This is a genomic window from Paenibacillus sp. FSL H8-0175 (assembly GCF_045040615.1).
In the GTDB taxonomy this organism is placed as follows: Bacteria; Bacillota; Bacilli; order Paenibacillales; family Paenibacillaceae; genus Paenibacillus_AQ; species Paenibacillus_AQ odorifer.
Map to the genome: position 1 here is coordinate 380,049 of NZ_CP150299.1, position 24,473 is coordinate 404,521.

At 44.9% G+C, this 24,473-nt stretch carries 23 protein-coding genes; 18 read left to right on the top strand and 5 right to left on the bottom strand.

Annotation, left to right across the window (positions count from 1 at the left end; translation table 11 throughout):
• Positions 1-195 precede the first annotated feature (195 nt).
• Positions 196-1,068, bottom strand: a complete 873-nt coding sequence (locus tag MHH46_RS01715; protein WP_076124725.1) for a Cof-type HAD-IIB family hydrolase — start codon at positions 1,066-1,068, stop codon at positions 196-198.
• A gap of 305 nt (positions 1,069-1,373) precedes the next feature.
• Here MHH46_RS01715 and MHH46_RS01720 point away from each other — a divergent pair, with 305 nt between their 5' ends.
• A complete protein-coding gene (locus MHH46_RS01720; protein WP_076124723.1) occupies positions 1,374-2,615 on the top strand; it encodes a DUF445 domain-containing protein in 1,242 nt (413 codons plus the stop codon).
• A gap of 440 nt (positions 2,616-3,055) precedes the next feature.
• Here MHH46_RS01720 and MHH46_RS01725 read toward each other — a convergent pair whose 3' ends face one another.
• Positions 3,056-4,195: a glycosyltransferase family 4 protein gene (locus MHH46_RS01725; RefSeq protein WP_076192679.1), complete on the bottom strand. Its 1,140-nt coding sequence runs from the start codon at positions 4,193-4,195 to the stop codon at positions 3,056-3,058.
• Positions 4,196-4,376: 181 nt separating this feature from the next.
• On the opposite strand from MHH46_RS01725, the gene MHH46_RS01730 reads away from it, so the two are divergent.
• Complete coding sequence (locus MHH46_RS01730; protein WP_232061115.1) at positions 4,377-5,153, top strand: YheC/YheD family protein; 777 nt, start codon at positions 4,377-4,379, stop codon at positions 5,151-5,153.
• Here the strand turns inward: MHH46_RS01730 and MHH46_RS01735 are convergent.
• On the bottom strand, positions 5,146-5,961 hold the full coding sequence (locus MHH46_RS01735; protein ID WP_076124719.1) for a hypothetical protein: 816 nt from the start codon (positions 5,959-5,961) through the stop codon (positions 5,146-5,148). The genes MHH46_RS01730 and MHH46_RS01735 overlap by 8 nt on opposite strands.
• Positions 5,962-6,241: 280 nt before the next feature.
• Here MHH46_RS01735 and MHH46_RS01740 point away from each other — a divergent pair, with 280 nt between their 5' ends.
• The 5 genes from MHH46_RS01740 to yfcE all read left to right on the top strand — a co-directional run bounded on the left by MHH46_RS01740 (position 6,242) and on the right by yfcE (position 13,839).
• Entirely contained in the window at positions 6,242-8,746 is a 2,505-nt protein-coding gene (locus tag MHH46_RS01740; protein ID WP_076124716.1) for a PAS domain-containing hybrid sensor histidine kinase/response regulator, read from the top strand.
• Positions 8,743-9,366 (top strand): C39 family peptidase, encoded by a 624-nt coding sequence (locus MHH46_RS01745; RefSeq protein WP_076124714.1) that lies wholly within the window; start codon positions 8,743-8,745, stop codon positions 9,364-9,366. Before MHH46_RS01740 ends, MHH46_RS01745 begins: the two co-directional genes overlap by 4 nt.
• Before the next feature lie 107 nt (positions 9,367-9,473).
• Entirely contained in the window at positions 9,474-11,429 is a 1,956-nt protein-coding gene (pulA, locus tag MHH46_RS01750) for a type I pullulanase (protein ID WP_076124712.1), read from the top strand.
• Positions 11,430-11,680: 251 nt separating this feature from the next.
• Entirely contained in the window at positions 11,681-13,165 is a 1,485-nt protein-coding gene (locus MHH46_RS01755; protein WP_076124710.1) for a glutamate synthase subunit beta, read from the top strand.
• Positions 13,166-13,290: 125 nt separating this feature from the next.
• On the top strand, positions 13,291-13,839 hold the full coding sequence (gene yfcE, locus MHH46_RS01760) for a phosphodiesterase (RefSeq protein ID WP_076124708.1): 549 nt from the start codon (positions 13,291-13,293) through the stop codon (positions 13,837-13,839).
• A gap of 13 nt (positions 13,840-13,852) precedes the next feature.
• Here yfcE and MHH46_RS01765 read toward each other — a convergent pair whose 3' ends face one another.
• Positions 13,853-14,491, bottom strand: a complete 639-nt coding sequence (locus tag MHH46_RS01765) for a LysE family translocator (protein WP_076124706.1) — start codon at positions 14,489-14,491, stop codon at positions 13,853-13,855.
• Positions 14,492-14,510: 19 nt separating this feature from the next.
• Positions 14,511-14,942: an Lrp/AsnC family transcriptional regulator gene (locus MHH46_RS01770; protein WP_076124705.1), complete on the bottom strand. Its 432-nt coding sequence runs from the start codon at positions 14,940-14,942 to the stop codon at positions 14,511-14,513.
• Positions 14,943-15,242: 300 nt separating this feature from the next.
• Between MHH46_RS01770 and MHH46_RS01775 the strand changes: the two genes are divergently transcribed.
• The 11 genes from MHH46_RS01775 to MHH46_RS01825 all read left to right on the top strand — a co-directional run bounded on the left by MHH46_RS01775 (position 15,243) and on the right by MHH46_RS01825 (position 24,473).
• Complete coding sequence (locus MHH46_RS01775; protein ID WP_076124703.1) at positions 15,243-16,271, top strand: agmatine/peptidylarginine deiminase; 1,029 nt, start codon at positions 15,243-15,245, stop codon at positions 16,269-16,271.
• 55 nt (positions 16,272-16,326) lie between these two features.
• Complete coding sequence (aguB, locus tag MHH46_RS01780; RefSeq protein WP_076124702.1) at positions 16,327-17,202, top strand: N-carbamoylputrescine amidase; 876 nt, start codon at positions 16,327-16,329, stop codon at positions 17,200-17,202.
• A gap of 229 nt (positions 17,203-17,431) precedes the next feature.
• A complete protein-coding gene (locus MHH46_RS01785; protein ID WP_076124700.1) occupies positions 17,432-18,247 on the top strand; it encodes a transporter substrate-binding domain-containing protein in 816 nt (271 codons plus the stop codon).
• Between the two features lie 93 nt (positions 18,248-18,340).
• A complete protein-coding gene (locus MHH46_RS01790; protein ID WP_076124698.1) occupies positions 18,341-18,991 on the top strand; it encodes an amino acid ABC transporter permease in 651 nt (216 codons plus the stop codon).
• Between the two features lie 10 nt (positions 18,992-19,001).
• Positions 19,002-19,724: an amino acid ABC transporter ATP-binding protein gene (locus MHH46_RS01795; RefSeq protein WP_076124765.1), complete on the top strand. Its 723-nt coding sequence runs from the start codon at positions 19,002-19,004 to the stop codon at positions 19,722-19,724.
• A 155-nt stretch (positions 19,725-19,879) separates the two neighbouring features.
• Positions 19,880-20,326 carry a tellurite resistance TerB family protein gene (locus MHH46_RS01800; RefSeq protein WP_076124697.1) on the top strand — a complete coding sequence of 149 codons (447 nt, stop codon included), beginning with the start codon at positions 19,880-19,882 and terminating at the stop codon, positions 20,324-20,326.
• 124 nt (positions 20,327-20,450) lie between these two features.
• On the top strand, positions 20,451-21,047 hold the full coding sequence (locus MHH46_RS01805) for a TerD family protein (RefSeq protein WP_076124695.1): 597 nt from the start codon (positions 20,451-20,453) through the stop codon (positions 21,045-21,047).
• 29 nt (positions 21,048-21,076) lie between these two features.
• Complete coding sequence (locus tag MHH46_RS01810; RefSeq protein WP_036687420.1) at positions 21,077-21,652, top strand: TerD family protein; 576 nt, start codon at positions 21,077-21,079, stop codon at positions 21,650-21,652.
• Positions 21,653-21,709: 57 nt separating this feature from the next.
• Positions 21,710-22,291, top strand: coding sequence for a TerD family protein (locus tag MHH46_RS01815; RefSeq protein ID WP_036687422.1), 582 nt, complete (start codon positions 21,710-21,712; stop codon positions 22,289-22,291).
• Between the two features lie 133 nt (positions 22,292-22,424).
• On the top strand, positions 22,425-23,705 hold the full coding sequence (locus MHH46_RS01820) for a TerD family protein (protein WP_076124694.1): 1,281 nt from the start codon (positions 22,425-22,427) through the stop codon (positions 23,703-23,705).
• Positions 23,706-23,732: 27 nt separating this feature from the next.
• Complete coding sequence (locus tag MHH46_RS01825) at positions 23,733-24,473, top strand: TerC family protein (RefSeq protein WP_036687425.1); 741 nt, start codon at positions 23,733-23,735, stop codon at positions 24,471-24,473.

The following is a 24,473-nucleotide window of genomic DNA, read 5'->3' on the forward strand; positions in this document are numbered from 1 at the left end:
ATGCAATAGGCAAGCCACAGTAAGCTACAGGAAAGCGATAAGTAAGCTATAGGTAAGCCACAAGCTAAACCACAAGCTAAATCTAAACCTAAAGTGTGATGGAAGCCCCCTACCTAGCAAAAATAAACCCACAAATAGCACCGTGAGCAGAACTGCCCACGGTGCTATTTGTGCATTCACTGTTTTATACAGAAATTATTCTTTAGAATTTCTTTTCAAAAGATGCTCAATTCCTGCCGCGACTCCGTCTTCCTCATTACTGGTGGTGATGAATTCCGCCATTTCCTTAAGAATTGGCGCTGCGTTAGCCATAGCAATCCGGTAGCCGGCCTTCTCGAACATCGGCTGATCGTTATAACTGTCGCCCATGACAGCTACATCCGCTAGCGGGATACCATAATGGTCAGCAAGCATGGTTACACCGGAGCCTTTGTTGGCCTCTTCATGGTTAATCTCGATATTATTTACATGGGAGGCGGTAATAATTAAGCCCGGAATAGCTGCGAAGCGGGTGGAAGCTTCCTTGAGCAGCTCTCGGTTTAGAGAAAAAGCCAATGTTTTATAAATAACATTTTCCTCCTTGCTCCACACCTCTTCCATACTCTCCACATAGGTAACCGCTGCTTGTTGAAACTGTTGATCGATCATTGCTTTCAGCAGCCAGCTGACTTCTTCAGGAACTTCTTCATCGCTTAGTGCAGATAATTTCTCTAACCGTACACGTTTGTTCAGCTCTACATAAACGTTATCCTCAGTGTATACCTCGTAATACAAGTCCGGAATTTCGTTCATCCAGCGCAGAGCGGGAATGATGTCTGCTTTATTCAGCGGCGTGCTTGCCGCGAGGGTGCGATCAGATAATGTGACGACTGCGCCATTTAGACTGACTACAGGACATTCCAGATCCGCTAGCCGAAGCTGACGTTCTGCATCCATAAAAGAGCGGCCTGTGGCAATGATAACAATGTGACCTAGTTTCTGAGCTTTTATAATAGCTTCGCGGTTTTTTGGACTGATGTTTCCTTCTTCGTTCAGTAATGTTCCATCCATATCTAAAGCAATCAGCATATTGTATGAGCTCCTTTTCCAGGTAAAGTGGTACTTTTTAAGGGGTATTGAAACGTTACTTGTATCTTATCATTAATATTCTGAAAACCAAAAACCATTTTCATGCAACTGTACAATAATGAACGTCCAACAAGAGATAAGAGGTTTTTACAGTATATTTTTAGATAATAGTTCAGTCGTGGTACAATAGTTATCAAACTAACCGACTAGCCGAATCTATCGTCAGCTTATGTTCGTGGAACGTGACCGACGGTATTTTTCCTGTGTAAGGACATCGGCAGCTGCTTATGTAAAGGGGACTATTTATGAGATCCAAAAACTTAGCCACCATGTCACTCGCCTTTATGGCATGTGGGTTTCTGCTTACACTGTTTCTACCTGAAAACCTAGCCGTGATTCTACTGAGAGGTGGTTTCGAAGCCGGTTTGGTAGGGGGGATTGCCGACTGGTTCGCGGTAACGGCGCTGTTCCGCCATCCGATGGGGCTACGTATTCCACACACCTCACTACTGCTCAAGAATCGCGATAAGATCATCCAATCACTAATCACCGCGATGGAGACTGAGCTTCTTAACAAGGAAAGCATTGAGAACAAGCTGCGTAAGTTTGGCTTTATATCAATGGGCTCCAAGCTACTGACAAAGTTCTTTAGTAAAAAGAAGGCAAGAGTACAAATATTGGAGCAGCTTGGCGAATTCGTGTCTCGTCTTCCGGTAGAGAAGGCAGTACCGTTTCTGCAAAAGGCAGCCTCCGAATATGTTCGTGAAGCTGAGCTTGGCGTTGCGGCTGATAAAATAGTTACTAAGTTAATGAATGACGGTAAAGATGTAGCTGCTCTAGACTATGCGCTGGAAGGGGTGTCTACTTGGAGCGGACGTCCTGAAACGAAGGCTATGCTGGGCAAGATTGCCAGCGAGAAATTGGCTGAAGTGAAGCTTGGCGGACTTAAAGGTATGGCTTTTCAGGCTTTTGTCGGGTTTATGGATGCAGATATGCTTGGTGAAATGCTGCAAGGTATGTTGCAGTCCGGTATCCGCGATTTTCGGGAAGAGGATAGCCCATACCGTGAAGAGATTATCCGCGAGATTCGAGTGGCCCTGTTCCAGATTGTTAATGACGAGGCTAGACTGGCTTCATTAAAAGAATGGGCACTGAATGAGCTTGAAGGCGAAGCAGCAACCGAATTCCTGCATGCGCAATTGGAGAACATTCGCAGCAAAGCAATTTCCCTGTTGGAGGAAGATCGGGCGGCTGGCGGACGCAAGCTGTTCACGTTATATACCCTGCTTGTACGTCGTATTGGCAAGGAACTAGAATGGATCAGTAGCTGGGAAGAGCGGATTCGCGCTTCGCTAATTGCCTTTGTAGAGGCTAACCACTACAGAATAGGTCTTTTGGTAAAAGAGAATCTGGACAGCATGGATGACGCTAGTCTAGTGAATATGCTGGAAGATAAAGTGGGTAAAGATCTGCAATGGATTCGTGTGAACGGAGCTTTATGCGGGTTTGTCGTAGGGCTTGTGCTTACAGTTATTCAATTGATTTGAATGAAACTTACCTATTTATTGTAAAATCCGGAAACAAAGCAGAGCAGCGATTCTCCCGTGAGGGAGGATCGCTGCTTTTTGTTGTTGCTCATGGCCTGTCTGCATCGTGGAGTAATAATCCTCCTCTGAGGCTTAAGGACCCATATGACGTTGTTTGTTAGTTTTTGACCCTTGGAACATGTTTGCGGACTCCACTGGCGTTATTCCTATGGATGACGTTCATATGGGACATTTTTCATGCCAATAGTGGTTATAGGGTTCTTTAGCATTGCAAATGAGGGATAAAGCTGCGTTTGGGGTCAGCTGTGTCCGATAGCTACCTTGTATGCGCATATGTTACCTAATTCATTCGGAGATTGGTGCTTAGCTCAAGCAAGCTCCAAAAAGAAAGGGACCCAGCAGCCAGTTAATAGCTTAGGAGGCCCCTACTTTTGGTGAGTCTACAATTGCATTCCATCTGCAAGAGTTCTGTACCCTTGCTGTGGTGTTGCAGAAGCTTGATACAGCTGTTCTAAATGGTTTGCTGTACGCTGCCAATTGAAGGCCTCAAGCGCGTCGGCTCTCCCTTGTGATCCGATGGTAACTGCCAATTGTGGATGGCGGGCTATCCGCAGCAAATACCGGGCAAAGGGTAAAGCCTCGCGATATCGTTCTACCAGATAACCGTTATGGCCAGAGGCGACTATCTCTCGGATGCCCCCATTATTCGAAGCGATAACAGGTAGACCGGAGGCCATAGCTTCTACATTAACAAGACCGAAGGATTCATGGTTCTGGGAAGGGCATACAAAGCAGTCTGCCGCCTGATAAAGGGTGTGAATATTCTCATGAGCCACATTTCCTAGAAAAGTAACAGACACTCTCAGCCGCCGTGCAAGGAGCTTCAACTGCCGTATGTACGACGGTTTGCCTTTGCCGGCGATGACCAGATGAGCGGGGAGGTGTTTGTTTAAATGCGACATAGCACGGATTAATATAGGCACTCCTTTGCGGGGTATAACCCGACCCACGAACAAAACTGTGAAGGTCTGCGGGAGTTTGTAGAAACTACGAAGCTGTTGTTTTTCAGATAACTGCACAGGGGTAAACCGGTCAAGATCAGCTCCCAATAAGACAATATGAATCCCTGTGGTCAGTTGCGGGAAGCGGCGATCCAATCTTCGCTGTAAGGAGTGGCTGTTGGCAATGATCAGATCCGCTTTTGCCAAGGCATTGGCCACTTTATCTGTACCCGGTGTGAAGGTAAGCGAGTGCAGGAACAGAAATACCGGGATATGAGGAAGCTGCTTCTTTACAGCAGACATAAGATGGGGGCGATTATCAACCTGAATGATGTCAAAGGATTCTTTCTGAATGTATTCTAATACCGAAGTAAGATAATGGGCTGGGGTGCTTGCAGGCAATCGGATAATTCTGACCTGCTCCAATATAATGGCAGCAGGTAGTCCAGGTACCTTCCGACTAACAATGGTTACCTTATGTCTCTCCGCCAGTCTTCTGGCAATGGCCCAAATGCAGATTTCTACAGAACCGTCTCCCGGAACTGGGAACTGCTCCGGTGCAATGATACAAATGTGCATGGTTCACGCCTCCTTTTATCCGCTAATGGATATCCTCTTCCACCATATGCAACACAGTAAACAGTAGATACATCCGAAAGCGGAGAGGGCGTTTCACTCATGCCATTTGTACAGTTGCAGCATAAAATACTAAGGCTTACTAAGGCCGTGATTATTTTTTGAGGGACAGGGGAGAGGACAGTTGGGAAAGAAGTTAAAGTCTGCATTGACCAGCAAATGGATTAAAACCAAGGTGCTCATGCGAAGCGCTGAAATTTCACCGTTGATTCCCGAAACGATAAAATTCAGTAAAGTCAATCTGAAAGCTATGCTGCTGAAATATGGAATGGTTTATGTTAAACCGGAATACGGTACCTATGGCAATGGTGTGATGAAGGTTGAGCAGAGTAGAGAGGCTCATGGAACAGAATATAAGTACCAAAGTGGAACAAGACTCAAAACCTTTAGAACCTTCGACGCCTTCCATTTATCTTTAAAGAAAGCAACGCGTGGACGTAGTTACCTGATCCAGAGAGGAATAGTTTTGCTAAAGCACGGGAAACACCGCTTTGATATCCGTGTGATGGTCCAGCTCAGCCCGCAGGGCAAATGGGAAACTACCGGTCTGATCGGTCGGGTAGCTGAGAAAGGTAAGATTGTTACCAACTATCATAGCGGCGGCAAACTAACTGCTATGGAAAAGCTGCTGTCTCCTTATCTGAACGAAGCTCAGCAAGCGCAAATGCTTAAGATCCTGAGAAAGCTAGGAGAAGATACCGGACGTTTCTACCATAAGAAATATCCTGGGTTTAGACAGATTGGTGTCGATGTAGGATTGGATAGATCCATGACGCCTTGGATTATTGAAGTGAATACTAGTCCGGACCCGTATATTTTTAAACATCTTTCTGATAAAAGCATGTACCGCAAAGTAATGGCTTACCGCAGAGCGAATGAGAAGAAAAAGTCCGTTAAATGATCTGTTTCCTCGTATTTGCAATGACAGCAGAAATCTTTTGTTCTAATTCTATGATTTTTTGCTTGTGTGTTGCGATTTGGCGGTAACCGGAGACGAGTGAGGACAGAGACTGAGTGGTTAATGTAAGGTTTTGCTTGCGAATCGCTGCTTTGAAGTCACTCCAATCCGCGGAAATCCGTTTATTCAATGAGGTGACTACGCTTTTGTTTGATTTAATTGAGACCTGTGGACTATCAATGCCAGACAAGGTTTTGCGGGCATAGGTTATCTTTCGGGTACGTGTCTGTTTCGCTGCATTCAACTGATTCTGTCTGTCGCTAATTTCTTTGCGTGCCAACTGAACCAGGATCTTCATAGCATCACCTTGGGCTTGTAATACGGTATTCAACGTCTTGTTTTTAAGACCCTTGGCGATCTTGATACGCTTATTAAGCGCATTGTACTGGTCGAATAAGGGCTGATAGTGCTGTTTGCAGCTCTTAACGGTAGCCTCCAGTTGAGCTACGGTTTCTAAATCAATCTCTTTAATTTGCTTACGTACTGCAATCAGTGTTTGCTCATTATTATAGTGAAGGGTTCGGATCTGCTCCTCACGATTATAGTATTGCATCTTTAAAGTAGATAAATCATTGTACAGATTAGTCATCTTTATCCTTGTAGGACCGTCGGAAGTCGCAGCTGTTAGATCAAAAGCCGCTTGAATAGAGGGTGTTAATTCAGTCGTTGCTGCAGCAAAAGCTTCCGTTGATGTGCTTAACGATAGCAGGATCACCAGTAGTAGTAAGGGGAATGACTTTAGTGCGTTCATTAATTCGCTCCTCCTTTTGTCCGTATCCCTGAAGACAACAAAAAAGCACCCGTAGCAAAGGCAAAAGCCTTTATTACGGGTGCTTCCATCGTAATAGGTCACGAACGATATATTTATTCTTAAATATAAGTTGTTTATTTGCTAGCGTCAATAATTTAAATTTAAATATTTCCAATTTAAAATAATGCGCTAGACATTTCTTTCCCCAGTTCTCTTATCGTATACTGACATAAGAAGGTATGAGAGCTTTAGCACTAGCAACAAAGGAGGTCTGGCTTAAATGGGCAGCTCGGTAGAATTTAACGCAATTCTGGATCATGCATTTATGAGGTCTCCAGAAGGAATGGCCGTACTGTTTTCGAATAACGGCGATTTCAACTGGATAAAAGTCAATCCGGCTTTTTGCAATCTACTTGGCTTTACGGAGGCCGAGTTTCTTGCCGGGGCTCTTTTTACAGAATCGGAAAATAGAGAGGCACATTCAAAAGAGCTCTCCTATAGATTAGTAATGGACGAGCTTCTGAAATCGCCAGCGGGCAGCTGGAAGAAGGAACATTGTTTTTTAAACAAAGAAGGTCAACCCGTTTGCCTGTCTCTCATGTTCTCTGGATTAGGAGCAGAAGAAGGACAAGCCCCTTCGTATATTATAGTATACGCCGAGGATATTACGGAACTAAAGATCGCAGCTCAGGAAACGGTGGATCATCGGGATCAGCAGCAGCAAATGGAAGAACAAATTCGTCAAAGTGAACGCAATTATAGATTGATGTCTGAGAATTCGCTGGATTTAATCTCGCGTCATGCGGTCAAAGACAGTGTTTTCTTATATTGTTCTTCGGCTAGCCGTACCCTGCTTGGTTATGAACCTGAAGAGATGGTTGGGACAAGCGCCTATAATTATCTTCACCCCGATGATCTAGTTATGATGCAAGGTTTAATGGAGCAGAGCCGCAGCTCTGGCGTTATTCCGGCTGTAGCTTACCGCTACCGCCATAAGAATGGCACCTATGTCTGGTTCGAGTCGAGCAGTCGTTATACCTATGATGATGAGGGAAATGTCTTGGAGATTATAGCGATTGGGCGGGAAATTACGGAGCGCAAGCAGTTCGAGTTCAAGCTTAAGGAGAGCGAGCAACGGTATAAATCATTATTTGAATACAATCCATCTGCTGTGTACTCTATGAATTTGCATGGAGACTATTTGACTGCCAATGCGAATTTGGAGAAGTTGACCGGGTATTCGCTGGAGGAACTGATCGGAATGTACTTTGGCCCCATTGTGCATGAGAAGGACATAGAGAAGACGTTGTATCATTTTAACTTAGCCGCTCAGGGTTATCCTCAAAGCTATGATCTAACGCTTATTCATAAAGACGGACACTTTGTAGAAATTAATACTACCAATATTCCGATCATTGTAGATGACCAAGTAGTGGGTGTGTATGGGATTTCCCGTGATATTACAGAGCGCATCCGTTATACAGAACAAATTGAGAAGCTTAGCAATGAGTATACCCTTATTTTAAATGCGGTTTCAGAAGGCATCTTTGGACTCGATATGGAGGAGAAGGTGACGTTCATTAACCCTGCAGGTTTGCAAATGCTGGACTATGAACATGATGAAATTATGGGCCATCCTTATTTGGATCATATTCAGCAAATAGCGCTTGATGGGAGCCATTATCGGCCGCAGGAATCTCCACTGATGAAGGCTATTAAGTCAGGTGTATCTTATCAGAGTAAAGATGCGGTCTTGTGGCGTAAGGACGGTTCTAGCTTTCTTGCGGAGTACCAGGTAACCCCTCTATTTGATAAAGGGGAGCCGAAGGGTGTTGTTGTAGTGTTCCGGGACATCACGGATGAGAAGGAAATCATTCGGGCGAAGGAATCCGCAGAAAAAGCAGACCAGGCTAAGTCTGAGTTCTTAGCTATTATGAGCCATGAAATCCGTACGCCGATGAACGGAATTGTAGGGATGACGGATCTCCTGGCGGAGACGGAGCTTGATGAAGAACAGCTTGGATATACTGACATTATTAAGGAGAGCAGCAGCTCGCTCCTATCTATTTTGAATGAAATACTGGATTACAGCAAAATTGAAGCCGGAAAAATGATGATTGTAAATGAGCCCGTGCAGCTTCAAGCCGTATTGGACAGCGTAATCGATCTATTTACAGCTAAGGCTTCGGAGAAAAATATTCAGTTATCATGCAGCATGGCACCTGGAGTCCCGCCACTGATTATGGGCGATGCCGGGCGGTTGCGTCAGATATTGGTCAATCTGGTCAGCAATGCAATCAAGTTTACAGATCGGGGCAGTATCAGTATTTACGTAGAGCAGAAGCTGTCCGCAGATCAAAAGAAATTAACTTTGAAATTTAATGTTAGGGATACGGGGATTGGCATTCCTCTAGAGAAGCAGCATCGGCTGTTTCAGTCCTTTTATCAGCTGCATTCCTCGTTTAATCGCAAATATGGCGGGACCGGATTGGGGCTGGCGATTTGTAAAAAGCTCGTTGAGCTGATGGGCGGAGCTATCGCTGTAGAGAGCAGTGAAGGAGAGGGCTCTAATTTCTATTTCACGCTGCAGATTAATCCTGATAGTAGTAAATCTGAGATAAATGTGGAAGATACAGTGCAAACAGAAGAACGGGAGACAACAATGGAAGGGGCAGCAGCTGCAGAAGGAGAATTGGATGCCGGTGCAAATGTAATTCTACTTCCGGAGGCAACTCCACATTGTACTCCTAAGTCTAGCCCTTTAAGAGGGGATCTATCCGAATGAAGCATGGACAGCCTCGGATTAGCAAGAAACTGCCTGCGGAGCCATATACACAGTGGGAGGTTGGGGTCGAATCCCCGTCCTCTGCATGTGGCCCAGCTACGATGGCAGCGTTAGCGGAGTATTGGAACACCCATTTAGGAGCGGACTTTATTCGGGGCAAAGGTCATTTTCCTTCCAAAGCCGCTCATATTAATTACATATACAGCCATCACGGTGGAAGACCTTGGGGGATGAGTGTGCGCCGTTTTACCAAAGGACTGAAGAACTATATCCATTCAGTGATTTTACCTAAGGATCAGCAAAAGTTACTTATTACTACGTTTAATGATTTTGAAGTATATAAAACAGAAATTGATGCCGGCCGGCCTGTGGCTGTTAAATTAGATAAGTGGTTTCGTCTGCGGTGGAGAGGTGAGTTTACTTACGATTACCATTGGGTACTAGGTATAGGATATGAGGGATTTGAGGACGGAGAGCGTGCTACCCTGATTGTCCACGATAATGGTGTGCGGTACAAGGACGGTAGAGTCACTCTAGGGAAAGAACGGCGTATTCCGTATTTTGCGAATAAAGACATTATTACGATGGTCGGGCTAGATATTGCAGCTGCATCGAGGTAGAGGGATTGTCCTGACAAAATAGCTTGAAAAATTTGAGTCCAAACGTTTGCACTACTTAGACGATCATACTATAATCCAGTTAATAACTGGAAAAGGGGATAGGTGCTTTGTCCGTACAAAGGGAAATGAAGGAACCCATTTATTATGGGGATCCTGCGGCTACTAGAGGGATTTCCGTGTTTGCTCAGGAGTTTGATCAGTTATTCAGCTATGATGGGGACGATCTTGGCCTAACGTACTCACCGGGGAGTTCAGCTTTTTGTTTATGGGCGCCCACCGCTCAAGAAGCGGAGCTGGTACTCTATAATTCATGGCAGGGAGCAGCAGAGTGTAAGTATTCTATGATCCGTGATGTCCGGGGAACGTGGAGAATTACAGTTGACGGTGATTTAGATGGCAAGTTCTATACCTACCGAGTACGTCTTGGAGAACAGTGGAATGAGGCGGTTGATCCTTATGCACGTGCTGTAGGAGTGAACGGTGATAGGGGAGCTATTTTAGATTTACGCAAAACAGATCCGGAACGGTGGACGGAAGATAAGCCACCCTTGGATGATCCTGTGGATGCCATCATTTATGAGCTTCATTTGCGAGACTTATCCATTCATCCAGCAAGCGGTATGACCCATAAAGGACAATATCTTGCTTTGGCGGAAGAAGGAACCCGCGGACCGGAGGGTATTCTCACTGGACTCGATCATATCGCGAACCTCGGTGTAACCCATGTGCAGCTATTGCCTGTCTATGATTATTCTACAGAGAGTGTAGATGAGACGAGGCTGGATGAACCGCATTATAACTGGGGTTATGATCCGAAGAATTATAATGTGCCAGAAGGCTCCTATGCTACAGATCCATATGTGCCTGGACTGCGTATCCGGGAACTAAAAACAATGATTCAAGCACTTCATGATCGCGGTCTCCGCGTCATTATGGATGTGGTTTACAACCATGTGTACGATGGCTATCGCGTGAATTTCACCAAGCTGGTTCCCGGCTATTATTTGCGTTACAAGCAAGACGGAAGCCTGTCGGATGGCTCTGGCTGCGGGAATGACGTGGCTTCAGAACGCTTGATGATGTCCAGCTTCATCGTGGAATCCGTAGTTTATTGGGCCAAAGAATACCATATCGATGGTTTTCGTTTTGACCTGATGGGCTTGATTGACCTCGACACGATGGAGGAAATCCGGCGTCGTCTGGATGGGATTGACCCGTCCATCATGACGATTGGTGAAGGTTGGATGATGGGGACAGAGTTGCCGATGGAGCGGCTCGCTCATCAGAAGAATGCTGCGCTTCTGCCGGGAATCGGACATTTTAATGATGATTTCCGGGATGCCATTAAAGGGAATATTTTTCTGCATGATCAACCGGGCTTCATCAGCGGAATGATGGGATTGGAGCTTGCGATAAAGGCAGGGGTCGCGGGAGGCATTGCTTATGCCCCAGGCATTGGACAATTTGCCGTGGAGCCTCAGCAAACCGTCAATTATGTGGAATGTCATGATAATCATACGTTATGGGATAAAATATTACTGTCCACACAAGGGAAGACGGACAAACAGCGCCAATCTATGCATAGGTTAGCTTCTGCGATAGTGTTCATGAGTCAGGGAATCCCCTTTGTCCATGCGGGTCAGGAATTTATGCGCACGAAAAACGGGGTAGAGAACAGCTATAAATCCTCGGTGAAGATCAACCAATTGGATTGGGAACTGTGCGCTGCTCATCAAGATGATGTGGTTTATCTGAAGCAGCTAATTGCCTTGCGTAAAGCACATCCGGCTTTCCGTATGCGAACGGCAGATGACATTCGGAATCATCTAGTATTTGAAAAAGCACCGGTAAGTTCGGTAGCGTATACATTGCGTGGCCATGCTGGAGGCGATGCGGCGAAGCATATCTATGTGCTTTTTAATGCTAATGTAGAACAGACGGCTTTGGTTCTGCCACAGCTTGGTGCATGGAAAACAATTTTTGGAGCCGATCTTGTGCAGAATCTGACGGGTAATAAGCTAACTGTAAGCGGGATTGGAATGGTAGTGCTGACGGCGGACTAGATGTTTTTTTACAGATAATTCTTCAAAAGCATGCGGAGTATTGTGCTCAATGAGTACAGTGCGCTGTGTGCTTTTTTTGCGTGGAACTTTCTTTTGAATGGATGCTCTTATTTTACATAAAAAGGTGACATTACTCATTTTCGTTAAAGATATGGGGTGCTAATATTAAGGCATTTACTTTGGCGCTTTAGAGTGGCATAACAGCAGAAAGTGACAGAGAGTACTTTTCTTTGGTAGAGAGGATGAAAGAGATGGGGAAAGCAACCGGATTTTTAGAGTTTGAACGACAGACACCCTCCGAGTGTGAGGCATTGGAGCGAATTAAGAATTGGAATGAATTCTCGATACCTATGGATGAAGAAAAGCTGCGCGAGCAAGGGGCGCGTTGTATGGATTGCGGTACGCCATTTTGTCATGTAGGACGCCTGTTGTCTGGTATGGCTTCCGGCTGCCCTTTGCACAACTTGATTCCTGAATGGAACGATATGGTCTATCGTGGAAATTGGGAGATAGCGCTGAAACGTCTGCATAAGACTAACAACTTTCCTGAATTTACAGGCCGTGTCTGTCCAGCTCCTTGCGAAGGCTCTTGTACGGTAGGGATGAATGGCAAACCTGTCACCATTAAATCTATTGAGAAGTCGATTGTAGATAGAGGTTTTGCAGAAGGCTGGATTGTGCCTGAGCCGCCGCTTCATCGCACGGGTAAAAAGGTAGCTGTAGTGGGTTCAGGTCCGGCGGGGCTTGCCTGTGCGGCACAGCTTAATAAGGCAGGACATACGGTGACTGTGTATGAACGGGCGGACCGGATTGGCGGTCTGCTTACCTATGGTATTCCCAACATGAAGCTGGATAAAAAGACTGTACAGCGCCGGGTGGATCTGCTTGCAGCTGAGGGCATTACCTTCGTAACTCGAACAGAGATCGGCCGAGATCTCCCAGCATCACAGCTCAAGGCAGAGCATGATGCTGTAGTACTGTGTGGTGGATCTACACAGGCACGTGATCTGCCGATAGAAGGACGCGATCTGCGTGGGATTCATCAAGCTATGGAGTTTTTAACGCTGAATACAAAGAGCCTACTGGATTCAGGGCTTGCCGATGGGGAATATTTATCAGCAGCAGGTAAGGATGTAGTTGTAATCGGCGGTGGGGATACTGGAACAGACTGTGTAGCCACTTCGATCCGTCACGGCTGCCGCAGTGTGACTCAGCTTGAGATTATGCCACAGGCGCCGCTGACACGTCAGTCTAACAATCCTTGGCCGGAATGGCCAAAGGTGCTTAAAGTGGACTATGGTCAGCAGGAGGCCGCTTCACTGTATCAAGAAGATCCGCGCCGTTATCTGGTTTCGACGAAACGGTTTGTCGGCGATGAGGGCGGGCAAGTGCAGGAGCTGCGTACAGTGCGCATTGAATGGACTCATAATGAACAGGGACGAATGGTACCGGTCGAAGTGCCGGGCAGTGAGGAGACCCTGCAAGCGCAGCTGGTATTACTGGCTTTGGGATTCACAGGACCCGAAGAAACTATACTGGGCGAGCTTGGGGTGGAACGCGATGAGCGGGGGAACGCCAAAGCAGAGTTCGGAGCACAAGTAACCAATGTAGAAGGTGTGTTCACAGCAGGCGATATGCGGCGCGGGCAAAGCCTTGTAGTCTGGGCTATTGACGAAGGGCGCCAGACTGCGCGCGAAGTAGACCGCTTTTTGATGGGATCCTCGAATTTGCCGTGAGTGTTAAGATATAGCGGGCAGGGCGTTCCTTTGGGAACGTCCGCTTTGCGTTGTGGTATGTTCAAGGTTAAGATTATTGTCTAAGCGCATATTTACTTAAGTTAAGTTGAAAAGGAGAATACATGATGAAGTTAATTTTTATTTCCGACATTCACGGATCTTTATTTTGGCTGGAACGGGCTTTGGAAAAGGTAGAAGAAGAGCAGCCGGACAGTCTTATTATTCTAGGAGACTTTTTATATCATGGTCCAAGAAATCCGCTGCCGAAGGAATATAACCCACAAGAGGTTGCTAATAAGCTTAATGCATATAACAAAAACAAGCCGATAACCGCAGTACGTGGAAACTGTGACGCCGAGGTAGACCAAATGCTGCTGGAATTCCCGATGATGGGCGATTATATAATGCTTTTGCACGAAGGCAGACGGATTTACGCTACACATGGTCATGGCTTTAGCATTGAGCATTTGCCGGCGCTTTCCGAGAAGGATATTTTTATTCAGGGACATACCCATATACCAGTTGCCGATGTAAAAGAGGGAGTGTATGTGCTGAATCCCGGCTCCATATCGCTGCCTAAAGAGAATAATCCGAATTCCTATGCTGTTCTAGAGGGCGGGGAATTTATCGTTAAGGATTTTGAAGGCAATGTGGTAAAAAAGATTACCGTATAGTGAGAGGGATCGTTTAAAGGAACTCCTGAAGATTGAGAGATTGAATAAGGGAGACAATGCCAAAGGACGACATTACCAATCCGGACAGTTTGTTGAACATGAGCTGTTTCGACCGTCCTAACATTATGTTGGTTCTGAACAAAGCAGTGCTCCCTGTCAAACCCATCCACCATAATGCGGAACCCAGAAAGACGCCACTAACTAGAAACGGCATATTGGAGCTGCTATGAGACAGAAGGACGCCAGATGCGCTGAATATGCCAAGGAAAAAAATAATCGTCATGGGATTGGACAGCGTCAGCAACAGCGTTACTATGTATGAATTCAGTGAGCTTTTTGGGGAATTGGGTGCTGTGCTGTCTGTGTCTGGGGGTTCTAACAGCGACTTCATGCCAAGATAACAAATAAACAACCCGCCCAAGGCTTGCAGTACCGTTTTATAATCAACCAAAAAAGCGGTGAGGGCGGATAAGCCGAATCCGGCGATACTACCATAAACTGCGTCAGCTGTGGCCGCTCCCAAGCCGCAGCATAGGCCAGTTTTGAAACCTGAGCTTAAGGTTTTCTTGATGCATAAGATGCTGATAGGACCTAAAGGAGCCGCAATAGAAAGCCCCAGCAGCATTCCTTTTGCCATCCACTCCCAAGGCATAAGGCTTCACTCCTTTTATCTATTCTTCTTTTAACGTGGACAAAATAAATACGGTATTTGATCTTACAATGTCATGATTGGCCTTGAGTGTATGCGTTATAAAACCCTCCAATTCGGATAAATCCGGTAGACCCACCTTCAAGAGATAGTCGTATTCCCCCGAGATATGATGACATTCCAGTACTAGCGGCGATTGAATAATGGTTGTGCGGAAGTGTTGGGTTTCAACTGAGCCGTGCAGCTGCACGAAAATATATACCAATAGGGTTTGTCCTATTGCCTTACGGTTTAACTTGACCGTGAATTGATCAATCACTCCGTTATTCTCCAGTTTACGAATTCTTTCAGTGATGGAAGGCACGGATAAATGAACGATTTTACTAATTTCGGAACTGGTCATGCGGCCGTTGCTTTTCAGTAATTCCAAGATTTGAAGATCGATGTCATCCATTGCAACCCACTCCTTTAAGCTAATTATATAAAATCCATTAGAAATGAAAATAGAATCACTAAAATAAGTAAAATTATTAAATGATATCCTGATTTATATTAAAATAATTAAATTTAGCTTCGTTGTAACGGATGAAACTTAAATTTTTTAACTGCAAAATGGGGGCTGCGCACAAAAAAAATTCCTTCCAACATTATTAATGTCCCAGGGAATTGAGCACTAGAACATATTATTGTATGATGAGGAAGGAGTTTTAGGGGTAGAACTGGCTCCAAATATATTAGTAAAGGTAGTTAACACATGAATCCTAAAGATTTGAACTATACAATGCCACCGGAATGGGGCAAGCATGAACGTACTTTTATCTCCTGGCCGGTGCAGGAATCTATGTGTTTCCCGGACAACCACGAGTCAGTGTGCCAAGGTTATGCTGACATTATCACAGCCATCGCCGAGTTTGAACCGATCACGGTTATTGTGAACCCGGAGGATGTGGAGCGGGTAGAACATTTGGTCGGCGGACCGAATGTAACGCTGCTGCCTATTGCGCATAGCGATGCTTGGCTGCGTGATAACGGACCTACCTTTATTGTTAATAAAGAAGGACAAATGGCAGGCGTGAACTGGAAGTTTAATGCTTGGGGCGGTAAATATTCACCTTGGGATTTGGATGACGAAGTGGCTCCGCAGATTCTGGAGCATGCGCAGATCACCCGTTTTGATGCACCGCTTGTGATGGAGGGTGGCTCGATTCATACGGATGGAGAAGGCACTTTGCTTACTACAGAAGAGTGTCTGCTTAACCTAAACCGCAACCCGGAGCTGAAGCGCGAAGAGATCGAAGAGTACGTGCGGAACTATACAGGTACAGAAGCTATTATCTGGCTGAGACGTGGCCTTAGTGGCGATGAAACCGATGGTCATGTTGATAATATTGCTTGTTTTGCTGCACCAGGCAAAGTTATTATCCAGGTCTCTGAGGACCCGCAGGATGAGAACTATGAGATTACGCAAGAGAATCTGCGTATTCTGGAGAACGCTACAGATGCCAAAGGGCGTAAGCTGGAGATTATCAAGATTCAGCAGCCACCACGGGTCGATCATGACGGCAGTCGTCTGACGCTCAGTTATTTGAACTTTTATTTCGTGAACGGCGGAATTATATTGCCTGTGTTTGGCGGCACCGCGACAGAAACGGATACACTTGCTGAGAAAGTGCTGGCTGGTTTGTTCCCGGATCGCAAGATTCGTACAGTTAACGGAATGGCCGTTATCACCGAAGGCGGAAATGTCCACTGCACTACGCAGCAAATGCCTGCACAGCAATAATTTGAAGGAAAACTAAACGTCCAAAGGGACATTTATATACAAGGAGGACAGATACTTGAGAAATGTAAAAGTAGCTGCGACACAAATGAGTTGTTCCAGCAATATTGAGGAGAATATCAGCAAAGCCGAGACATTGGTCAGAGAAGCGGCAGCACAGGGTGCGCAAATTATTTTGCTGCAGGAGCTGTTTGAGACTCCGTATTTCTGTCAAAAAGAGAAAGCTGATTATTACGCATACGCAACAGAGCTTGAGCATAACAAGGCGATTAATCATTTCAAAGCAGTAGCCAAGGAGCTGCAAGTGGTACTGCCGATTAGTTTTTATGAGAAAAAGAATTACGCGCGTTACAACTCACTTGCTGTAATTGATGCTGATGGAACGGTGCTGGGCAAATACCGCAAGAGTCATATTCCAGATGGCCCAGGTTATGAAGAGAAGTTCTACTTTAATCCGGGAGATACTGGCTTTAAGGTATGGAACACTCGTTATGCCAAGATTGGTGTAGGCATCTGCTGGGATCAATGGTATCCAGAAGCGGCTAGAGTAATGAGCCTGATGGGAGCAGAAATTCTGTTCTATCCAACGGCTATTGGGTCTGAACCGCAGGATGGATCGATCGATTCCAAGGATCATTGGCAGACCTGTATGCTTGGACATGCAGCTGCGAATCTTATTCCAGTCGTGGCTTCCAACCGTATTGGTGAGGAAATTGATGAGGATTCGAGCATTAATTTCTACGGTTCATCGTTCATTGCAGGTCCTCAGGGCAATAAAATCGTTGAGGCTGGACGTGAGGAGCAAACCGTGCTGGTAAGCGAATTCGATCTGGATGCTTTGGAAGTTGGCCGGATCGAGTGGGGAATCTTCCGTGACCGCCGGCCGGATCTGTATAAATTGATCGGTTCTTATGATGGAGATATCACACTTTAATAGGTTTAAAGTTAAATATGCTAAAGGCATTGCTAGAGAGAATAGAATCTCTGGCAGTGCCTTTTTCTGTTTGATGGTATTTTTTTTGAGAGTGATGTACGCATAAAATGTATAAAATAATAATATTGTGTTATATAACCTTACATTATTTAGAAAAGTTAATTGTCATGAATCCTTTAATCTGTTAAAATCTCTTTAAGTTATTTCCGAAAATAGGGGGAATGGGGATATGAAAATAAAAGGTCGTGTTTTAATGTCAGTTTTTATATCATTTGTGGTGGTTGCATTGGTAGGTTGTGGAGCAAATAACAGTAAAGCTGGTAACGAATCCTCAGCGGAGAAAATTAAGTTTGCCAGTGATGCCAGCTACGCTCCTATGGAGTATATGGACACGGATAAAATCAAAGGATTCGACATCGATTTCATTAAGGCAGTTATGGAAGAAGCGGGAATAGACTATGACGTAACGAACACAGGCTGGGAAACGATGCTGCAAAGTGTGAAGCAGGGAACGGAGTATCAAGCAGGGCTATCTTCAGTATCGATTACGGATGAACGTAAAGAAACCTATGACTATTCCATCCCTTATTTCGAATCTACCAATATGATTATGGTTAAAGAAGGCAGCGACATCAAAAACGCACTTGATCTTAAAGATAAAGTAGTTGCAATACAAGGGGCCACAACTGCAGATGACCTGATGAGCGGAATAATGGGTGTCGACAACCCTAACTTGAAACGTTTTGACAGCAATGCGGTGGCATTGATGGAACTGAATGGCGGCGGAGCCGATGCGGTTGTAGCGGATATTGCCATTGTACGTGAGTACATGAAAAACAATCCTAAGCAGAAGCTGGTGGGGATTGTAGACACGGAGAATTTCGGAGCGGAATATTACGGCATTCTTTACCCTAAGGGCAGTGAGTTAAAAGCGAAACTGGATCCGGCTATTAAGAAGGTATTGGAAAACGGAAAGTACGCGGAAATCTACAAAACTTGGTTCGGCGAAGAACCTAACCTGGATAGCTTATTGAACGCAAAATAAGGAAAAAACCTAATAAGCATGCGTAATGATAGCTATTGCGCATGCTTATTTTTTTAAAGAGAGATGACATAAAGAAGAGAAGGGGAGAGTCCTATGGATTTTAGAATGGACATTATCATTCATTATTTGCCCGTCCTTTTAAAAGGGACACTGCTGACTATCGGTATTTCTGTAGTTTCTATTTTATTTGGCTCTATTTTGGGACTGGGGATCGGATTTGGCAAAATGGCCCCAAAATGGTATTTGCGCTGGCCTTTTCATTCATATATCAATTTTTTTCGAGGAACACCACTGTATGTGCAGATTCTGATTGTTCACTTTGGAGTGATTCCCCCGCTTTACGGCAAAACCAATGCTCTAATTACTGCGTTTGTTGCTCTGTCGCTTAATTCGGCTGCTTATTCGGCTGAGATTTTTCGGGCAGGCATTCAGTCGGTTGATCGTGGGCAACGGGAAGCGGCTATTTCATTGGGGATGACTAGTCGGCAAGCGATGAGATTTATTATTTTACCGCAAGCGATCAAACGGATGGTTCCGGCTTTTGGTAACGAGTTTATTGTGCTTGTGAAAGACTCCTCTCTTCTGGCTTTGGTGGCTGCACCGGAAATAATGTATTGGACTAACACGATGAAAGGGCAATATTTGCGGATATGGGAGCCTTATTTGACAGCGGCACTTATTTATTTCATTCTTACCTATTCTCTTAGCAAGCTGCTGAATTACGTTGAACGGAGGCTGAAATAGGATGGAGCCTATGATTTCAGTACGGAACTTACATAAATCATTTGGAACAAATACGGTGCTGGCCGACATAAGTATCGATATTTTCAGTCAGGAGGTAGTGGTGGTTATTGGGCCGTCCGGATCGGGTAAATCCACCTTTTTGCGTTGCCTTAATTTACTGGAGCAGCCGCAGGCCGGCGAGATTGTAATTGAAGGCACTTCTTTGATGGCGGCGAGTACGAAGATTAACGATATCCGTACAGAGCTTGGGATGGTGTTTCAGCAGTTTAATCTATTTCCTCATATGAAGGTTATAGAAAACATTATGCTGGCACCGGTTCAGGTGCGTAAATGGTCTCCGGATAAAGCGCGGCAAAAAGCGCTTGAGCTGCTGCAAAAAGTAGGTCTAAGTGAAAAAGCAGAGATGTATCCAGCCTCATTGTCTGGGGGTCAGGCTCAGCGGGTAGCGATTGCAAGGGCGCTGGCTATGGAGCCCCAAATTATGCTCTTTGACGAACCAACCTCAGCGCTTGACCCGGAGATGGTGGGGGAAGTGCTGGCGGTGATGAAGGAACTGGCCCGTGAGGGGATGACGATGGTCGTGGTGACACATGAAATGGGCTTTGCGCGTGAGGTGGGGGATCGGGTGCTGTTCATGGAACAAGGTGAGATTGTGGAAGAAGGAAGTCCGGAGCAGCTGTTCGGAAATCCTATGCAAGAACGGACACGATCCTTTCTATCAAAGGTGCTGTAATTTAGTGGAAAGTAGAATCTTGTTATTTTATCAGGTATATTAGAAGAGTAACGGTTATTTCAGGGATTTATATGCAAAATCTGTCGGAACGTGGAGAGGAGGCTCTTGGGATATCTTTTGTTATCATAATCTAGCAGTGATAGAGGGAGAATACGATGAGCACATTTAAAAACTGGTTGAATACAGCCAAAAGCGGACTTACAGATCAAGTGAAGAAATTCAAAAATAAAGATTTCATGAATGCGGTAGTTGCAGGCTGCGCTTTGGTCGCTGCGGCGGACGGTAAAATAGAAGAAGCAGAGAAAAACAAAATGGCCGGCTATATGAATATGAGTAATGAATTGAAGGTATTTGACATGAGAGATGTCATTGCTCAATTCAACTATTACGTAAGTAACTTCGAATTTTCACCAGAAATAGGAAAACAAGAAGCTTTGAAAGCGATCGCTAAGTTTAGCGGCAAACCAGAAGCGGGCCGTCTGATCGTGGGTGTATGCTCGGCAATTGGATCAGCTGATGGTGATTTTGATGATTACGAAAAAGCAGTTGTGCGGAATATTTGTGGCGTCTTAGGATTAAACCCTAGCGAATTCAGTTTATAAATTAGGTGAAGTCATAGATAAAAGTTCGTTGAAACGTAATTTATTCTTTATCGTATCACTGATATAACACCTAAAAGCTAGACTAACAGATAATGATTTTTATCGGAAACGGAGGTACGTTGATTTGGCTGGAATTAATCTGGTAAAAGGTCAAAAGATTGATTTGACTAAAGGTAATGCGGGCTTGTCCAATGTAATTGTGGGCTTAGGCTGGGATCCAATTGAAGCCTCGCGGGGATTCTTTGGAGTCAAGAAACAGGCGAATGTCGACTGTGATGCCTCAGCACTGCTGTTAAATGAGGATGGTAAGCTAACTAAGAAGGGTAACCTGATCTGCTTCCACAACAAGCAAAGTCCTTGCAACTCGGTCATTCATTCCGGAGATAATCTGACGGGTGAAGGCGACGGAGATGACGAGCAAATCATGGTTAATTTGAAAGCCATTCCTGCCGATGTTCACAAGGTTCTGGTTGTCGTTAACATTTACGATGCGGTGAATCGCAAACAGGATTTTGGAATGATCAAATCAGCGTATATTCGGGTAATAAATGCTGCCGGGAATAGTGAGTTGATTAAATTCAACTTGTCTGACAACTACACAGGTTTTACGGCACTTATTTGTGGAGAGCTTTACCGCCAAGGTGGAGAATGGAAGTTCGCTGCAATTGGTGAAGGCAGCCACGCCGCTCATATCAATCAACTTGCAGAACGCTACGTATAATCCAAATATAAGAAAAGAGGTATGTAATCATGGCAATTAATCTATCCAAAGGTCAAAAAATCGATTTAACGAAAACAAACCCAGGTCTATCCAAAATCACAGTAGGTCTTGGTTGGGACACTAATAAATATGACGGCGGAAAAGATTTCGATTTGGATGTATCCGTCTTTTTGACCAATGCTAGTGGTAAAGTTGATAAAGAAACCAACTTCATTTTCTTCAATAACAAGCAAAATGAGAATGCTTCTGTTGTTCATACCGGAGATAACCGTACAGGTGAAGGCGATGGTGATGATGAGCAGGTTCAAGTGGATCTTCAGAACATCCCTGCTGATGTAGACAAAGTAGCTTTTACTATTACAATTTATGATGCTGAAGCAAGAAGCCAAAACTTTGGACAAGTCTCCCGTTCCTACGTACGTATCGTAAACGATCTGAACAATGAAGAATTGATTCGTTTCGACCTAGGTGAGGATTTCTCTATTGAAACTGGTGTTGTTGTAGGCGAATTGTATCGTAACGGTGCAGAATGGAAGTTCAATGCTATCGGCAGTGGCTACAAAGACGGCTTGAGCGGTTTGACTCGCGACTACGGCCTGCAATAAATTTCATTCTGCATGCTAAAGATGAATTGAATTCATAAATGAAAGAAGGTTTTGTCAGTGACGATCAGTCTCTCTAAAGGACAACGGATTGATCTTACCAAGACTAATCCGGGTTTGACGAAGGTAGTAGTAGGATTGGGCTGGGATACTAATAAGTATAGCGGCGGCCAAGATTTTGACCTTGATGCCTCAGCCTTTTTACTGCATGAAGATGGTAAGGCCAAGGGCTCCGATGATTTTGTATTCTACAACAATCCTTCGGGTGGCGCAGGTTCCTTGACTCATACGGGGGATAACCGTACAGGTGAGGGTGACGGAGATGACGAGCAGATTGTTGTTGATTTCAGCAAAATCCCTGCTCATATTCAGCGCATCGGAATAACGGTAACGATCTATGATTATGAAACTCGGGCACAAAACTTTGGACAGGTTTCCAATGCTTTTGTACGTGTAGTAGATGCTTCTAATGATCGTGAAGTGCTTCGCTTCGATTTAGGTGAAGACTTTTCAACTGAAACAGCTGTTGTATTCTGTGAGTTCTACCGCAATGGTGCGGATTGGAAGTTCCAGGCGATTGGAAGTGGCTTTGCCGGCGGTCTAAGCGCTTTATGCAGAAACTATGGACTGGACGCGCAATAACATCCAAGTGGGCGGGGTCATTACCGATCCTGCCCTTTTTATAAATATTTAGAGCAGTACAGACTCCACTTTGTGGGGTTCTTTTTTACAAAATTATTAGTTGGTTTACTCCATTTATAAAGGTGGCGTAAGAATGAGTGTTAACGTAGTCAAAGGGCAAAAAGCTGATCTGACCAAAGGCAATGCTGGACTTCATTCTATAATCGTAGAGATCGGCTGGCATGCTCCGGCTGCTCTGGAGATTGATAGCTCTGCTTTCCTGCTTGGATCAGAGGGTAAAGTAAGTAAAGACGAGGATTTAATATTTTATAATAATCCAGCCACATCTTATATTAGGTATAAGGATGTGCCAGGATTCAATGACCGCAAGCAATTCGAAGTTCAATTGGATAAGATTCCTTCCGATGTGATGAAGATTGCCTTTACACTTACCATTTATGATGGGGAGAAAAGGGGTCAAAGTTTTGGGCAAGTTAGTCAGGCTTATTTTCGGATTCTCAATCAAGTGACAGGTGCGGAACTGCTCCGATGTGATCTCGACAATCTTTTCTCCGTGGAAACGGCCATTGTGGTAGGGGAATTATATAGATATAACAGTGAATGGAAGTTCAGTGCCATTGCAGCGGGGTTTGCCGGAGGTTTGAAAGAGATATGCAGCAACTTCGGTATTGAAGCGAATGAGGAGCCTGCTCCTGCTGCTCCACAGCCGGAGGTTAAGCCGCAGATTCCACCACAAATCTTCGCAACGCCGCCTGCGCAGCCAGTGAAACGTGAAGAGAGCTCTCCAGCCACACCCCCGCCTTCGCCAATGAATCTCAACTTGAAGAAAATCGAGCTGAAGAAAAAAGGCGATTCCATCAATTTGAAAAAATCAGCCAGTGGTGATTTAGGGGAAGTGTTGATTAATCTCAACTGGAACCAGAAGCAGGGCGGACTCTTTAGTCGTAAAAATGGCGTAGATCTAGATCTTGCTTGTCTGTATGAACTGAAGAATGGCAGTAAAGGAGTGGTACAAGCGTTGGGCAATGCCTTTGGCTCATTGAATCAACCTCCTTATGTCATGCTTGATGGGGATGATCGGACAGGCTCCGTAACTACTGGTGAGAATTTGCGTATAAATGGTATCAAAATTTCCGAGATTGAACGCATTCTAGTGTTTTCCTTTATTTATAAAGGGGTAACCAACTGGTCGGAGGCCGATGGGGTTGTCACCATCAAACAAGGCGGAGGACCTGATATCATTGTAAATTTGGACGAGCATAACAACCGAAAAGGGATGTGTGCCATTGCGTTATTCCGGAATGTAAGCAATGAAACATTTAGTGTTGAACGGCTGGTGCAATATTACAGTGGTCATCGTGAGATGGATGAAGCCTATGGCTGGGGGCTGCGCTGGGTTGCGGGCAGCAAATAATCGATTTTACCGGAGGCGCAAAGTGTAATGGATTGGTTCGCAGATTTTTTTAGAAATATTAGTGAGAATTACGGGCATTTTTTCTCATGGAGTGATGTAGTAGGCACGCTCTCTGATCCTGTGAGCTGGGGGATTATCGGGAGCTTAATTCTACTAGAAGGTTTGCTCTCTGCAGATAATGCGCTTGTGCTTGCCGTTATGGTTAAGCATCTACCTAAGGAGCAGCAGAAAAAGGCGCTTTTCTACGGTATCTTAGGGGCTTATTTGTTCAGATTCCTGGCCATTGGACTAGGGACATTTCTTATTAAGTTTACTTTGGTTAAGGTTCTTGGTGCACTGTATCTCTTTTATATCGCATATAAAGGTTTATTTAAGGGCAGTGGCGAAGAGCATACGGAGAATAAAGGCACTTCTTTTTGGAAGACGGTTCTCCTTGTTGAATTAATGGATATTGCTTTCAGTATTGACAGTGTTATTGCAGCATTTGGACTTAGCGATCAGGTTTGGGTTCTCTTTATGGGTGGTATCTTAGGGGTTCTGATGATGCGCGGAGTGGCGCAGGTATTCTTGAAGCTTATTGATAAATTCCCTGAATTGGAACAGGCAGCGTTCCTGCTTATCGCCATTATTGCGGGTAAGATGCTAGCGGGTGCTTTTGGTTTTGAATTGCCGCATGTCGTATTCTTTACAATCCTTATAGCGGTATTCGTGGGTACGATCCTCTATAGTGCTAGACGTAAGAAAAAAGATGCCCATAAAAGTGCATGA

Excerpts from the sequence above, each read along its gene's own strand:
- MHH46_RS01720 (WP_076124723.1), top strand. The coding sequence starts at position 1,374 with ATGAGATCCAAAAACTTAGCCACCATGTCACTCGCCTTTATGGCATGT.
- MHH46_RS01820 (WP_076124694.1), top strand. The coding sequence starts at position 22,425 with ATGAGTGTTAACGTAGTCAAAGGGCAAAAAGCTGATCTGACCAAAGGC.
- MHH46_RS01765 (WP_076124706.1), bottom strand. The coding sequence starts at position 14,491 with ATGCCTTGGGAGTGGATGGCAAAAGGAATGCTGCTGGGGCTTTCTATT.
- MHH46_RS01725 (WP_076192679.1), bottom strand. The coding sequence starts at position 4,195 with ATGCACATTTGTATCATTGCACCGGAGCAGTTCCCAGTTCCGGGAGAC.
- MHH46_RS01810 (WP_036687420.1), top strand. The coding sequence starts at position 21,077 with ATGGCAATTAATCTATCCAAAGGTCAAAAAATCGATTTAACGAAAACA.
- MHH46_RS01790 (WP_076124698.1), top strand. The coding sequence starts at position 18,341 with ATGGATTTTAGAATGGACATTATCATTCATTATTTGCCCGTCCTTTTA.
- MHH46_RS01745 (WP_076124714.1), top strand. The coding sequence starts at position 8,743 with ATGAAGCATGGACAGCCTCGGATTAGCAAGAAACTGCCTGCGGAGCCA.
- MHH46_RS01755 (WP_076124710.1), top strand. The coding sequence starts at position 11,681 with ATGGGGAAAGCAACCGGATTTTTAGAGTTTGAACGACAGACACCCTCC.
- MHH46_RS01770 (WP_076124705.1), bottom strand. The coding sequence starts at position 14,942 with ATGGATGACATCGATCTTCAAATCTTGGAATTACTGAAAAGCAACGGC.
- MHH46_RS01785 (WP_076124700.1), top strand. The coding sequence starts at position 17,432 with ATGAAAATAAAAGGTCGTGTTTTAATGTCAGTTTTTATATCATTTGTG.
- MHH46_RS01715 (WP_076124725.1), bottom strand. The coding sequence starts at position 1,068 with ATGCTGATTGCTTTAGATATGGATGGAACATTACTGAACGAAGAAGGA.
- MHH46_RS01800 (WP_076124697.1), top strand. The coding sequence starts at position 19,880 with ATGAGCACATTTAAAAACTGGTTGAATACAGCCAAAAGCGGACTTACA.
- yfcE (WP_076124708.1), top strand. The coding sequence starts at position 13,291 with ATGAAGTTAATTTTTATTTCCGACATTCACGGATCTTTATTTTGGCTG.
- MHH46_RS01740 (WP_076124716.1), top strand. The coding sequence starts at position 6,242 with ATGGGCAGCTCGGTAGAATTTAACGCAATTCTGGATCATGCATTTATG.
- MHH46_RS01795 (WP_076124765.1), top strand. The coding sequence starts at position 19,002 with ATGATTTCAGTACGGAACTTACATAAATCATTTGGAACAAATACGGTG.
- MHH46_RS01775 (WP_076124703.1), top strand. The coding sequence starts at position 15,243 with ATGAATCCTAAAGATTTGAACTATACAATGCCACCGGAATGGGGCAAG.
- MHH46_RS01825 (WP_036687425.1), top strand. The coding sequence starts at position 23,733 with ATGGATTGGTTCGCAGATTTTTTTAGAAATATTAGTGAGAATTACGGG.
- MHH46_RS01735 (WP_076124719.1), bottom strand. The coding sequence starts at position 5,961 with ATGAACGCACTAAAGTCATTCCCCTTACTACTACTGGTGATCCTGCTA.